This window comes from Streptococcus sp. 27098_8_69 (genome assembly GCF_041432445.1).
GTDB lineage: Bacteria > Bacillota > Bacilli > Lactobacillales > Streptococcaceae > Streptococcus.
Window position 1 is genome coordinate 1 of the sequence record NZ_JAPVZO010000016.1, and the last position, 13,188, is coordinate 13,188.

Below are 13,188 nucleotides of genomic sequence, written 5' to 3' on the forward strand. Positions count from 1 at the left end.
TTAGCGGGTGTAGTTTAGTGGTAAAACTACAGCCTTCCAAGCTGTTGTCGCGAGTTCGATTCTCGTCACCCGCTTTGAACATTTAGTTCATTTACCAAGTTTTTTTAACTTGGGCGCGTAGCTCAGGTGGTTAGAGCGCACGCCTGATAAGCGTGAGGTCGGTGGTTCGAGTCCACTCGTGCCCATTGAAATATGGTCCGTTGGTCAAGGGGTTAAGACACCGCCTTTTCACGGCGGTAACACGGGTTCGAATCCCGTACGGACTATTTATTGGAGGATTACCCAAGTCCGGCTGAAGGGAACGGTCTTGAAAACCGTCAGGCGTGTAAAAGCGTGCGTGGGTTCGAATCCCACATCCTCCTTTATTATTAACGCGGGATGGAGCAGCTCGGTAGCTCGTCGGGCTCATAACCCGAAGGTCGTAGGTTCAAATCCTGCTCCCGCAATAAGGCTCGGTAGCTCAGTTGGTAGAGCAATGGATTGAAGCTCCATGTGTCGGCGGTTCGATTCCGTCTCGCGCCATTTAAATATTTTGGAAGGGTAGCGAAGAGGCTAAACGCGGCGGACTGTAAATCCGCTCCTTCGGGTTCGGGGGTTCGAATCCCTCCCCTTCCATAACCTTAACTACGGGCATAGTTTAAAGGTAGAACTAAGGTCTCCAAAACCTTCAGTGTGGGTTCAATTCCTACTGCCCGTGTTTTAAAATTATGGCGGGTGTGGTGAAGTGGTTAACACACCAGATTGTGGCTCTGGCATGCGTGGGTTCGATCCCCATCACTCGCCTATTTTATATTATTGGGGTATAGCCAAGCGGTAAGGCAAGGGACTTTGACTCCCTCATGCGTTGGTTCGAATCCAGCTACCCCAGTTACTATTTGCCGGCGTGGCGGAATTGGCAGACGCGCTGGACTCAAAATCCAGTGTCCGCAAGGACGTGCCGGTTCGACCCCGGCCGCCGGTATAGTAATAACGACAAGGTTTTCGGACCTTGTCTTTTTTGTTGAATAATTTATTAAAATTTCACTAAAAAAGGTCTATACCATTTACAAATCGTTTTGAAAGGTTTATAATGTAATTGACATAATAAATAGTAGATTATTTCTTAAGGAGGTTATCATTATGCCTAAGTATATTAAAGCTGATCAATTTTTCTATCCACATGGTATTCGTCGTGGAGGTTATTTGGAACTTATTGATGGCAAGTTTGGTAAGCATGTTGAAGAGATTTCTGGGGATGCTGAAATTTTAGATTATTCTGGTTATAGCATCGCACCTGGTCTCGTTGATACACACATTCACGGTTTTGGTGGTGTGGATGTCATGGATAATAATATTGAAGGAACTCTTCATACGATGAGTGAAGGTCTTCTTAGCACAGGTGTTACTAGTTTCCTACCAACTACACTAACTTCATCATACGAACAATTGCTGGCTGTTACTGAAAACATTGGTGCACGCTATCAAGAAGCATCTGGTGCTAAGATTCGTGGTATCTATTTTGAAGGGCCATATTTTACTGAGGAATTTAAAGGAGCTCAAAACCCTGCTTACATGAAAGATCCTCGTATGGATGAGTTTCGTGCATGGCAGAAGGCTGCTAATGGTCTTCTTAATAAAATTGCTCTTGCACCTGAACGTGATGGGGTTGAGGACTTTGTACGTACTATTACTGGTGAAGGTGTAACTGTTGCTCTTGGTCACTCTAATGCTACATTTGATGAAGCTAAAAAAGCTGTTGATGCCGGGGCTAGTGTTTGGGTTCATGCCTATAATGGAATGCGTGGTTTAACACACCGCGAACTTGGTATGGTTGGTGCGATGTATGAGTTACCACACACTTATGCAGAATTGATTTGTGATGGTCATCACGTGGATCCTAAGGCTTGCGAAATTCTTCTTAAACAAAAAGGAACTGAAAATATTGCCCTTATCACTGACTGTATGACAGCAGGTGGTTTGCAAGATGGCGATTATATGTTAGGTGAATTTCCAGTTGTAGTTGCAAATGGGACTGCTCGTCTTAAATCTACAGGTAACTTGGCAGGTTCCATTCTCAAACTTAAAGATGGTTTGAAAAATGTTGTTGAGTGGGGAATTGCAAATCCTCATGAAGCAGTCATGATGGCTAGTCTGAACCCAGCTAAATCAGTTCATATCGATGACGTCTGTGGACAAATTCGTGAAGGCTACGATGCAGACTTTATCGTGTTAGATAAAGATTTGGAATTAGTAGCAACTTATCTAGATGGTGAAAAACGTTATCAAGCATAATCTAAAAAGTAGAAACGATTTTCGTTTCTTCTTTTTTAAAATAAATTTGTTATTTCTTTCACAAATTACTTGATTTTTGTATTGGAAAGGCTTACAATTATGATATAAATAACACAAATAAAAAAGCGGAGGATTGCTTATGAAAGCTTATACTTACGTTAAACCAGGCCTTGCGTCATTTGTTGATGTAGACAAACCAGTTATTCGCAAGCCAACAGATGCTATTGTGCGTATCGTTAAGACTACTATTTGTGGTACTGACCTTCATATTATTAAAGGGGATGTTCCCGCTTGTAAGAGTGGAACAATCCTAGGACATGAAGGAATTGGTATTGTAGAGGAAGTTGGAGCAGGAGTTTCAAACTTCAAAAAAGGTGATAAGGTTTTGATTTCTTGCGTTTGTGCATGTGGCAAGTGTTACTATTGTAAAAAAGGAATCTATGCCCACTGTGAAGACGAAGGTGGATGGATTTTTGGACATTTGATTGACGGTATGCAAGCAGAATATCTTCGTGTGCCTCATGCTGATAATACTCTTTATCATACTCCAGCTGATTTGTCTGATGAAGCTTTGGTTATGTTATCTGATATCTTGCCAACTGGCTATGAAATTGGTGTCTTAAAAGGGAAAGTTGAGCCTGGTTGTAGTGTAGCTATCGTTGGTTCAGGGCCAGTTGGATTGGCAGCTCTCTTGACGGCACAATTCTATTCTCCAGCTAAATTGATTATGGTGGACCTAGACGATAATCGCTTGGATACTGCAGTTTCTTTCGGTGCTACTCATAAGATTAATTCTTCAGACCCTGAAAAAGCAATTCAAGAAATTTATGATTTGACAGATGGTCGAGGTGTAGATGTCGCTATTGAGGCGGTAGGAATTCCTGCAACGTTTGATCTCTGTCAAAAGATTATCGGTGTAGACGGAACAGTAGCCAACTGTGGTGTGCATGGTAAACCAGTTCAGTTTGATTTGGACACTCTTTGGATTCGTAACATTAATGTTACTACTGGATTGGTTTCTACCAATACAACTCCTCAGCTTTTGAAAGCCTTAGAAAGTCATAAAATTGAACCTGAAAAATTGGTAACTCATTATTTCAAACTTAGTGAAATAGAAAAGGCCTATGAAGTATTTAGTAAGGCCGCCGATCATCATGCGATTAAAGTGATTATTGAAAACGATATTTCAGAAGGTTAATCTTGTTTTTAAATCTAGTTATTCGTTTTTAAATAGCTGGATTTTTGAAAATGTTATATAATTCGTGAAAATGAGCAAAATTCTTTCATTGTTCTCAAAATTTCGCTATAATATACGGTACAAAGGAAGTTAAACTATGTATCGAGTTATAAAAATGTACGGAGATTTTGAACCGTGGTGGTTTATAGAAGGCTGGGAAGACGACGTCATTGCGAGCAAAAAATTTGATAACTATTATGACGCCTTGAAATATTATAAGTCTTGTTGGTTTGAGTTAGAAAAGGAAATTCCCCTTTACAAAAGTAGAGGAGATTTGATGACTATTTTTTGGGATCCTGAAGATAAACGCTGGTGTGAAGAATGCGATGAATTTCTTCAGCAATATCATTCCTTGGCTTTGTTGGAAGATGGTCAAGTCATTCCTGATGAAAAATTTAGACCTGGTTACGAAAAGCAGACTGGTTTAGAAATCCACCGTACTTGTCGCATAAAAAAAGAAGAAACAACTTTTTAATGAAGTTGTTTCTTCTTTTTTTATATTTTCTTCGAATAATAAGAATGAGGAGGAAGATATGGTACAAACACTTGCACAAGAATTGATTACACTGGCCAAAAAACAGGGAGCTCAGGACATCTATTTTGTTCCTAAAGAAAAGATTTATGAGCTACATATGCGAGTTGGAGATGAGAGACATTTGATTAACACCTATGACTTTGAAAAGTTGGGGGCTGTCATTAGTCATTTTAAGTTTATTGCGGGGATGAACGTTGGAGAAAAACGCCGTAGTCAGCTTGGTTCCTGTGATTATCAGCATGGAGACAAGGTTTCTTCATTACGTTTATCGACGGTGGGAGATTATCGTGGCCATGAGAGTCTAGTTATTCGCCTTTTGCATGATCAAGAACAAGAGTTGCGCTTCTGGTTTCAGGACCTTATAGAACTGGAAAAGGGCTTTAGGCAACGCGGGCTTTATCTTTTTGCAGGCCCCGTAGGAAGTGGCAAAACTACTTTGATGCATGAATTAGCCAAGTCATTGTTTAAGGGACAACAGGTCATGTCCATTGAAGATCCGGTCGAGATTAAGCAAGAAGAAATGCTACAATTACAGCTCAATGAAGCTATCGGACTTAGCTATGAGAACTTGATCAAACTTTCCCTACGACATCGTCCAGATCTTTTAATCATTGGAGAAATTCGAGATAGCGAAACAGCCCGTGCCGTTGTACGAGCTAGTCTGACAGGTGCCACGGTATTCTCGACAATCCATGCCAAGAGTGTTCGTGGGGTTTATGAGCGCCTCTTAGAACTTGGTGTTAGTGAAGATGAACTTGCAGTTGTTTTACAAGGTGTTTGTTACCAGAGACTAATCGGGGGAGGAGGAATTATTGATTTTGCAAACAAAAATTACCAAGAACACCAGGCAGAAAAGTGGAATGGACAAATTGACCAGCTTCTTAAAGACGGACATATCACTGCCCTCCAAGCTGAAACGGAGAAAATTAGCTACCAGTAAGCAGAAGAAAATCATCACTCTCTTTAACAATTTATTTTCTAGTGGTTTTCATCTGGTAGAAATCATTTCCTTTCTAGATAGAAGTCTCTTGTTGGAAAAGGAATATGTATCGCAGATGCGACTAGGACTCTCGCAGGGAAAATCCTTCTCGGAAATGATGGGGACTTTAGGTTTTTCAAGTTCAATTGTCACGCAACTTTCCTTGGCTGAAGTTCATGGGAATCTTCATTTGAGTTTAGGGAAAATTGAAGAGTATCTAGATAATCTTGCTAAGGTCAAGAAAAAGTTAATCGAAGTTGCGACCTATCCAATCATTTTGTTAGCTTTCTTACTGCTCATTATGTTGGGGTTGCGAAATTATCTCTTGCCCCAACTGGATAGTAGTAACATAGCTACCTTAGTGATTAGTAATCTACCACAAATTTTTCTTGGGATTGTTCTAGCGTTAGGTCTAGCATCTTTAACGGGATTGGTCTTCTACAGAAAATCTAGGAAGATACAAGTCTTTTCTTTTCTAGCTAGAATCCCCTTTCTAGGTGTGTTTATTCAATATTATCTGACGGCCTATTATGCTCGGGAATGGGGCAATATGATTGGTCAAGGTCTGGAGCTATCACAGATTTTTCAAATGATGCAGGAGCAAGGAAATCCTCTTTTTAAGGAAATCGGACATGATTTATCCCTGTCCTTGCAAAATGGGCATGAATTTTCTATGGTTGTTCGAACCTATCCTTTCTTTAGAAGAGAGTTGGGTTTAATCATTGAATATGGAGAAGTCAAATCCAAGTTGGGAAGCGAATTGGAAATCTATGCGGAAAAAACTTGGGAATCATTCTTTACCCGAGTCAATCGGACCATGAACCTCGTTCAACCACTGGTCTTTATTTTTGTAGCTCTGCTAATCGTTTTATTGTACGCAGCTATGTTGCTGCCTATGTATCAAAATATGGAGGTAAATTTTTAGATGAAAAAAATGATGATAAAATTAAAAGAAGCTAAGGTAAAAGGGTTCACACTGGTAGAAATGCTAGTCGTATTGCTCATCATTAGTGTCCTACTCTTACTGTTTGTGCCAAACCTAACTAAGCAAAAGGATGCAGTGAATGACAAGGGGAAAGCAGCAGTCGTCAAGGTGGTAGAAAGCCAAGCTGAACTCTATACTCTAGATAAAAATGAGGATGCTAGTCTAAGTAAACTAGAGGCAGATGGACGCATCACTGCTGAGCAAGCAAAAGCCTATAAGGAATACCATGCAAAACAAAAGACAAGTCAAACAGTTGCGGATTAGGGCTTTTACTATGTTAGAAAGTTTATTGGTCTTAGGGATAGTCAGTCTGTTAGCCTTGGGTTTGTCAAGTTCAGTTCAATCAACTTTTGCGGCTGTGGAAGAACAAATTTTCTTTATGGAGTTTGAGGAACTTTATCGGGAAACTCAGAAGCGAAGTCTGGCTAGTCAGCAGAAGATCAACTTGATTTTGGAAGAGAGAAGTATTGGAAATGGCTATCAGAAATTAGCCATTCCAAAAGGAATTCAACTACAGTCCAATCAGTCAATCACCTTTGATAAGGCTGGAGGAAATTCGTCTCTTGCAAGTGTGAGATTTCAAACAAGGAAAGAAGTAGTTCGCTACCAACTATATCTAGGAAATGGAAAGATTAAACGTATTCAAGAAGCAAAAAATTAAGGCGGTTATTTTACTGGAGACAGTGATTTCACTAGCTATTTTTGCCAGTATTGCAACCCTCTTGTTAGGGCAGATTCAAGAAAGTAGACGACAGGAAGCAAGACTATTAGAACAGGAAGAAGTTTTGCGAGTGGCTCGTATGGCTTTGCAGACTGGACAAAAGCAGTTGACTGTCAATGGGCTTACAGTTCATGTTGTCTCGAATGAGCGAGGTTTGGAGGTGTATCATGGAACTGAAAAATTACTGGCGATTCAAGATAAGTAGAGTCAGAGCTTTTACACTTTTAGAATCCCTGGTTGCTCTTATTGTGATTAGTGGGAGTTTACTTCTTTTTCAATCTATGAGCCAACTCTTGGTTTCAGAAGTTCGCTACCAGCAGAAAAGTGAGCAAAAAGAATGGCTTTTATTTGTGGATCAGCTGGAAGCAGAGCTGAATCGAGCCCAATTTGAAAAAGTGGAGAATGATAGACTTTACCTCAAACAGGATGGGAACCCCATTTCCATGGGAAAATCAAAGTCAAATGATTTTAGAAAAACAGATGCCAGTGGACGTGGTTATCAACCCATGGTTTATGGCCTTAAATCAGCACATATTTACCAAAAAGGGCAAAATGTTCATTTCAATTTTCAGTTTGAAAAGGGACTAGAGAGGGAGTTTATCTATCGTGTTGAAAAAGAAAAAAGTTAGAGCTGGAGTTCTCCTTTACGCCGTTACTATTGCTGGAATTTTTAGTCTCGTATTGCAGTTTTATCTGAATCGACAAGTGGCTCATCATCAGGATTATGCCTTAAATAAAGAAAAACTTCTTGCATTTGCAATGGCTAAGAGAGCCTATGAGAAAGCTAATTCTGAAAGTGGAGTCCAGTCATTTGATGTCGGAAAAGCAACTTATCATACTGATGAAAAGAGCTTCATAACAACTGTTAACACTGGGAAAAATCAGTTTGAATTTCACTTTTCTCCTTTGAAAAAGACCGGCCAAAAGTCTGAGAAAACAGAAGACAAGTCCAAAGAAGGAAATGAGGAGAAAAAAGAAGAACAGGTAAAAAAAGAAACTGCAAAGTCTTCTGAAGTTACTCCTTCAAAGAAAGATATAGAATAGCTTGGATTTTTGCTTCAGTTGTGAGATTGAAGGCTAGTAAGTTAGGATAAGGCTTTTGCACGAAATCATGCTATAATAGATACATATGGAGGACAGAATATGTCAAGTGTAAAATTGTATCTAGTGCGTCATGGGAAAACAATGTTTAATACGATTGGGCGTGCTCAAGGCTGGAGTGATACTCCTTTAACAGCTGAAGGTGAGCGAGGTATTCATGAATTGGGAATTGGCTTGCGTGAGTCAGGCTTAAAGTTTGAGCGTGCTTATTCAAGTGACTCAGGACGTACCATCCAGACTATGGGAATTATCCTTGAGGAGCTTGGTTTGACAGGGCAAATTCCTTATCGCATGGATAAGCGAATTCGTGAATGGTGCTTTGGTAGTTTTGATGGTGCTTATGATGGGGACTTATTTATGGGGATTATTCCTCGTATCTTTAATGTCGACCATGTGCATCGTTTGTCCTATGCGGAGCTGGCTGAAGGTCTGGTAGAAGTAGACACAGCAGGTTGGGCTGAGGGCTGGGAAAAACTAAGTGGTCGTATCTGGGAAGGTTTTGAAGCCATTGCCAAGGAAATGGAAACTAATGGGGGAGGAAATGCTCTCGTAGTCAGCCATGGAATGACTATTGGAACCATTGTTTATTTAATTAACGGCATGCATCCACATGGTCTTGATAACGGAAGTGTGACGATTCTTGAGTACCAAGATGGTCAGTTTTCAGTCAAGATTGTTGGGGACCGTAGCTACCGTGAAATTGGACGAGTTAAGCTAGAGGAGCAAGCTAGTTCAGAACAATAAAAATTCTGTTCTCAATTAGAAGATTTTTAAAGGATTGATAGAATGCTAATGTCGTGCTTGCACAAGCTTCTGAGAGCTGAGTGCTTTGACAATAGCATTCTTTTTTGTTAGAATAGTATCAACATGAAAGCATAAGAAGGGACTGACAGGACTGTCGTCCCCTTTTGTCTATCTTATAAGGGGGAAATATGCTGTTTCAGAAAATAAAAACCTATAAATGGCAGGCCCTGGCTTCCTTGGTTATGACAGGTCTAATGGTTACTAGTTCGCTCTTGCAACCACGTTATCTACAGGAAGTTTTAGAGGCACTGCTAACAGGTGATAATGAAGCTATTTATAGTATCGGTTTTTGGTTAATTCTTGTTGCCTTGATTGGTTTGGTTGCAGGTGGGATCAATGTAGTGTTAGCAGCTTACATTGCTCAAGGAGTTTCGTCTGACTTACGTGAAGATGCCTTTCGTAAGATTCAAACTTTTTCATACGCCAATATTGAGAAGTTTAATGCAGGGAACCTCGTTGTGCGTATGACCAACGATATCAATCAAATTCAAAACGTCGTTATGATGACCTTCCAAATCCTCTTTCGACTACCGATTTTATTTATTGGTTCCTTTATATTAGCCGTTGTCACTCTGCCTTCGCTGTGGTGGGTGCTGGTTCTTATGGTCGTTTTGATCGTCGCCATGACAGGTCTTATGATGGGAATGATGGGGCCTCGATTTGCAAAATTCCAGACCTTATTGGAGCGTATCAATGCCATTGCCAAAGAAAATTTACGTGGTGTGCGCGTGGTTAAGTCTTTTGTTCGAGAAAAAGACCAGTTTGCTAAGTTTACGCAGGTATCAGATGAATTGCTGGGTGAAAACCTTTATATCGGCTACGCCTTTTCTATCGTTCAACCTGTAATGATGATGATTTCATACGGGGCTGTCTTTCTTTCAATCTGGCTTGTAGCAGGTATGGCAGAGTCAGATCCGTCAGTAGTTGGTTCCATTGCTTCCTTTGTAAACTACCTGAGTCAGATTATCTTTACCATCGTTATGGTTGGATTTTTGGGGAACTCAGTTACTCGTGCCATGATTTCCCTTCGTCGTATTCGTGAAATCCTTGATACAGAACCAGCTATGACTTTCAATGATGTGGAAGATGAAGAATTGGAAGGAAGTCTCAGTTTTGAAAATGTGACCTTTACCTATCCAAATGATGAAGAACCTATCCTAAAAGATGTATCCTTTAATATCGCAGCTGGTGAAATGGTTGGGGTTGTCGGAGCAACTGGTGCAGGGAAATCAACCTTGGCTCAGTTGATTCCACGATTATTTGATCCTCAGCAAGGTTCGATCAAGATTGGTGGAAAGGACATTCGAACAGTTAGTGAAGGGACGCTTCGTAAGACAGTTTCTATCGTCCTACAAAAAGCCATTCTCTTTAGTGGGACCATCGCAGATAATCTCAGACAAGGTAAGGGAGATGCGACAGTTTCAGAAATGGAACGCGCAGCTCGTATCGCACAAGCTAGTGAATTTATCAGTCGCATGGACTTGGCTTTTGAAAGTCCGGTTGAGGAACGTGGAACTAACTTTTCTGGTGGACAAAAACAAAGAATGTCGATTGCGCGTGGGATTGTCAGCAATCCTAAGATATTGATTTTTGATGATTCAACCTCCGCCCTTGATGCCAAATCAGAACGTTTAGTCCAAGAAGCCCTCAACAAGGATTTAAAGGGGACGACTACGATTATCATCGCGCAAAAGATTAGCTCTGTTGTGCATGCGGATAAAATTTTAGTGCTTGACCAAGGTCGTTTGATTGGTCAAGGTAAGCATGCTGAGTTGGTTGCAACAAACTCAGTCTATCGTGAAATTTACGAAACGCAAAAAGGAAAGGAGGAGTAGGATGAAGACATTTGAATTTTTTTGGAACTATTTTAAGGTTTACAAGATATCCTTTGTCGTTGTTATTGCTATGATTATCATTGCAACGGTAGCACAAGCCCTCTTTCCAGTTTTTGCAGGTCAAACAGTTACAGAACTGGCTAATTTGGTTATAGCCTATCAAAATGGAAATTCAGATATGGTTTGGCAAAGTCTTTTTGGACTCCTGGTCAATCTTGCCTATATTTTGATTGTGCTCGTGGTGTCGAGTCTTATCTATATGGTTTTGATGAGCCGCATTATTGCCGAATCGACAAATGAAATGCGTAAGGGGCTTTTTGGCAAGCTTTCTCGCTTGACCGTTTCCTTCTTTGACCGCCATCAAGATGGTGATATCCTGTCACGTTTTACTAGTGATTTGGATAATATTCTCCAAGCTTTTAATGAAAGCCTTGTGTCTGTCATGACCAATATTGCCCTTTACATTGGCTTGCTGATTGTCATGTTCGCAAAAAATGTGACCTTGGCTTTGATTACGATTGCTAGCACTCCGATAGCTGTCATCATGTTGATTGTCATTTTGAAATTGGCAAGAAAATATACCAACCTCCAACAAAAGGAAGTTGGGAAGCTCAATGCTTATATGGATGAGAGTATCTCTGGACAAAAAGCAGTTATCGTTCAGGGTATTCAAGATGATGTGATCGCAGGTTTTGTTGAGCAAAACGAGCGTGTCCGTAAGGCAACCTTTAAGGGTAGAATGTTTTCAGGGATTCTCTTTCCTGTCATGAACGGGATGAGCTTGGTCAATACAGCTATTGTTATTTTTGTCGGTTCAGCTGTGTTATTGAATGATAAGAACATCGAGACAGCAACTGCTCTGGGTTTGATTGTCATGTTTACCCAGTTTTCTCAGCAATATTACCAGCCCATTATCCAGTTAGCGGCGAGCTGGGGAAGTTTACAACTGGCCTTTACAGGTGCAGACCGTATCCAAGAAATGTTTGATGCCGAAGAAGAAATTCGTCCTCAAGATGCTCCAGTTTTCACAGAATTGCGAGAGGGTGTGGAGATTCAGAACGTAGACTTCTCCTACCTTCCGGGTAAACCGATTCTGAAAGATGTCAGCATTTCAGCTCCAAAAGGGAAAATGATTGCGGTAGTTGGTCCGACAGGTTCAGGGAAAACGACCATCATGAACTTGATCAATCGTTTTTATGATGTGGATGCAGGTGGTATCAGCTTTGATGGAACAGATATTCGCGAGTTTGATTTAGACAGTTTGCGAAGTAAGGTAGGAATTGTTCTACAGGATTCTGTTTTGTTTAGCGGAACTATTCGTGACAATATTCGATTTGGAGTACCAGATGCCAGTCAGGAAATGGTCGAAGCAGCAGCTAAGGCTACGCATATCCATGAATATATCGAAAGTCTACCAGATAAGTACGATACTCTGATTAATGATGATCAGAGCGTATTCTCAACCGGTCAGAAGCAGTTGATTTCCATCGCCCGTACCTTGATGACAGATCCGCAGGTCTTAATTTTGGATGAGGCAACATCAAACGTGGATACTGTAACAGAGAGCAAGATTCAAAATGCCATGGAGGCAATTGTAGCAGGAAGAACTAGTTTTGTGATTGCTCACCGCTTAAAAACCATTCTCAATGCCGATCAGATTATTGTCCTTAAGGATGGTGAGGTTATCGAACAAGGAAATCATCACGAATTACTCAAGCTTGGAGGCTTTTACTCCGAACTGTATCACAATCAATTTGTCTTTGAATAAACAGAAGGTTGTCCTAGACTAGGGCAACTTTTTCTGATAAAAGAAACCTATCACAGTCTTTTAAAATACATATTAGACAGGAAGGAGTTGGAGTGATAAGATAGATTTATCAAAGGAAATTGAAAGGAAAACAGTATGGCAAGAACGGTTGTTGGAGTAGCTGCGAATCTATGTCCTGTGGACGCAGAAGGAAAAAATATTCATTCATCAGTCTCTTGTAAATTTGCTGAGAGTATTCGTCAGGTTGGCGGACTTCCTTTGGTCATTCCGGTTGGTGATGAGTCGGTGGTCCATGACTATGTAGAAATGATTGATAAGCTCATCTTGACTGGGGGACAAAATGTTCATCCTCAGTTTTATGGTGAGGAAAAAACAATTGATAGCGACGACTATAACCTAACTCGCGACGAGTTTGAGCTAGCTCTTCTACAAGAAGCCTTGCGTCAAAACAAGCCAATCTTAGCCATTTGCCGTGGCGTTCAGCTTGTCAACGTTGCCTTTGGTGGAACGCTCAATCAGGATATTGAAGGTCATTGGCAAGGTCTACCTTTTGGGACTTCACATTCTATTGAGACAGTGGATGGCAGTGTAGTGTCTAAATTATTTGGTAAAGAAAGTCAGGTTAATTCAGTGCATCGTCAGAGCATTAAAGATCTGGCACCAAATTTCCGTGTGACAGCTGTGGATCCACGTGATCAAACTGTTGAAGCAATTGAATCCATTGATGAGCACCGTATTATTGGTCTCCAGTGGCATCCAGAATTCTTGGTCAATGAAGAAGATGGCAACTTAGAATTATTTGAGTATTTATTGAATGAATTGTAACGACTAGAAATTTAGTCGTTTTTTTATTCATTGTTTACGAATTTTTATAGAGTTGTATTTTTACGCAAACGTTTGAATTGTGATAAAAATTGGAAATTTTTAGTATAAAAACTTGAAAAAATTGTTA

Annotated in this window: 14 protein-coding genes and 11 tRNA genes; all 25 read left to right on the top strand. The window is 40.4% G+C overall.

The window, feature by feature from the left end; translation table 11 throughout:
* The first annotated feature begins 3 nt into the window (after positions 1-3).
* Positions 4-74 (top strand) — tRNA-Gly (locus O3658_RS06620).
* Between the two features lie 37 nt (positions 75-111).
* Positions 112-185, top strand: a tRNA-Ile gene (locus tag O3658_RS06625).
* A gap of 9 nt (positions 186-194) precedes the next feature.
* Positions 195-266 (top strand) — tRNA-Glu (locus tag O3658_RS06630).
* Between the two features lie 6 nt (positions 267-272).
* Positions 273-362, top strand: a tRNA-Ser gene (locus O3658_RS06635).
* Positions 363-372: 10 nt separating this feature from the next.
* Positions 373-446, top strand: a tRNA-Met gene (locus O3658_RS06640).
* Between the two features lie 3 nt (positions 447-449).
* Positions 450-522: transfer RNA gene (locus tag O3658_RS06645), tRNA-Phe, on the top strand.
* 12 nt (positions 523-534) lie between these two features.
* Positions 535-615, top strand: a tRNA-Tyr gene (locus O3658_RS06650).
* An 11-nt stretch (positions 616-626) separates the two neighbouring features.
* Positions 627-697, top strand: a tRNA-Trp gene (locus O3658_RS06655).
* A gap of 13 nt (positions 698-710) precedes the next feature.
* A tRNA-His gene (locus O3658_RS06660) sits at positions 711-783 on the top strand.
* Positions 784-796: 13 nt separating this feature from the next.
* Positions 797-868 (top strand) — tRNA-Gln (locus tag O3658_RS06665).
* Positions 869-877: 9 nt separating this feature from the next.
* Positions 878-961: transfer RNA gene (locus O3658_RS06670), tRNA-Leu, on the top strand.
* A 158-nt stretch (positions 962-1,119) separates the two neighbouring features.
* Positions 1,120-2,271 carry an N-acetylglucosamine-6-phosphate deacetylase gene (gene nagA, locus O3658_RS06675; protein WP_049509183.1) on the top strand — a complete coding sequence of 384 codons (1,152 nt, stop codon included), beginning with the start codon at positions 1,120-1,122 and terminating at the stop codon, positions 2,269-2,271.
* A gap of 139 nt (positions 2,272-2,410) precedes the next feature.
* Complete coding sequence (locus O3658_RS06680) at positions 2,411-3,469, top strand: zinc-dependent alcohol dehydrogenase family protein (RefSeq protein WP_000649456.1); 1,059 nt, start codon at positions 2,411-2,413, stop codon at positions 3,467-3,469.
* A gap of 136 nt (positions 3,470-3,605) precedes the next feature.
* Positions 3,606-3,983, top strand: coding sequence for a DUF1033 family protein (locus O3658_RS06685; protein ID WP_007555701.1), 378 nt, complete (start codon positions 3,606-3,608; stop codon positions 3,981-3,983).
* 58 nt (positions 3,984-4,041) lie between these two features.
* Positions 4,042-4,983 (top strand): competence type IV pilus ATPase ComGA, encoded by a 942-nt coding sequence (gene comGA, locus O3658_RS06690; RefSeq protein ID WP_371560225.1) that lies wholly within the window; start codon positions 4,042-4,044, stop codon positions 4,981-4,983.
* Complete coding sequence (gene comGB, locus O3658_RS06695; protein ID WP_371560227.1) at positions 4,904-5,947, top strand: competence type IV pilus assembly protein ComGB; 1,044 nt, start codon at positions 4,904-4,906, stop codon at positions 5,945-5,947. The genes comGA and comGB overlap by 80 nt, the downstream gene beginning before the upstream one ends.
* On the top strand, positions 5,948-6,271 hold the full coding sequence (comGC, locus tag O3658_RS06700) for a competence type IV pilus major pilin ComGC (RefSeq protein WP_000738601.1): 324 nt from the start codon (positions 5,948-5,950) through the stop codon (positions 6,269-6,271).
* A complete protein-coding gene (gene comGD, locus O3658_RS06705) occupies positions 6,234-6,668 on the top strand; it encodes a competence type IV pilus minor pilin ComGD (RefSeq protein WP_033586838.1) in 435 nt (144 codons plus the stop codon). The genes comGC and comGD overlap by 38 nt, the downstream gene beginning before the upstream one ends.
* Positions 6,631-6,933, top strand: coding sequence for a competence type IV pilus minor pilin ComGE (comGE, locus tag O3658_RS06710; RefSeq protein WP_371560230.1), 303 nt, complete (start codon positions 6,631-6,633; stop codon positions 6,931-6,933). The genes comGD and comGE overlap by 38 nt, the downstream gene beginning before the upstream one ends.
* Positions 6,896-7,357 carry a competence type IV pilus minor pilin ComGF gene (comGF, locus tag O3658_RS06715; RefSeq protein WP_371560232.1) on the top strand — a complete coding sequence of 154 codons (462 nt, stop codon included), beginning with the start codon at positions 6,896-6,898 and terminating at the stop codon, positions 7,355-7,357. The genes comGE and comGF overlap by 38 nt, the downstream gene beginning before the upstream one ends.
* Complete coding sequence (gene comGG, locus O3658_RS06720) at positions 7,335-7,772, top strand: competence type IV pilus minor pilin ComGG (RefSeq protein ID WP_371560234.1); 438 nt, start codon at positions 7,335-7,337, stop codon at positions 7,770-7,772. Before comGF ends, comGG begins: the two co-directional genes overlap by 23 nt.
* A gap of 99 nt (positions 7,773-7,871) precedes the next feature.
* Positions 7,872-8,573 carry a histidine phosphatase family protein gene (locus O3658_RS06725; RefSeq protein ID WP_371560236.1) on the top strand — a complete coding sequence of 234 codons (702 nt, stop codon included), beginning with the start codon at positions 7,872-7,874 and terminating at the stop codon, positions 8,571-8,573.
* 188 nt (positions 8,574-8,761) lie between these two features.
* Positions 8,762-10,468: an ABC transporter ATP-binding protein gene (locus O3658_RS06730; RefSeq protein ID WP_371560238.1), complete on the top strand. Its 1,707-nt coding sequence runs from the start codon at positions 8,762-8,764 to the stop codon at positions 10,466-10,468.
* 1 nt (position 10,469) lies between these two features.
* Positions 10,470-12,236 carry an ABC transporter ATP-binding protein gene (locus tag O3658_RS06735; RefSeq protein WP_371560240.1) on the top strand — a complete coding sequence of 589 codons (1,767 nt, stop codon included), beginning with the start codon at positions 10,470-10,472 and terminating at the stop codon, positions 12,234-12,236.
* Positions 12,237-12,371: 135 nt separating this feature from the next.
* Positions 12,372-13,061, top strand: a complete 690-nt coding sequence (locus O3658_RS06740; protein ID WP_004251575.1) for a gamma-glutamyl-gamma-aminobutyrate hydrolase family protein — start codon at positions 12,372-12,374, stop codon at positions 13,059-13,061.
* Positions 13,062-13,188 lie beyond the last annotated feature (127 nt).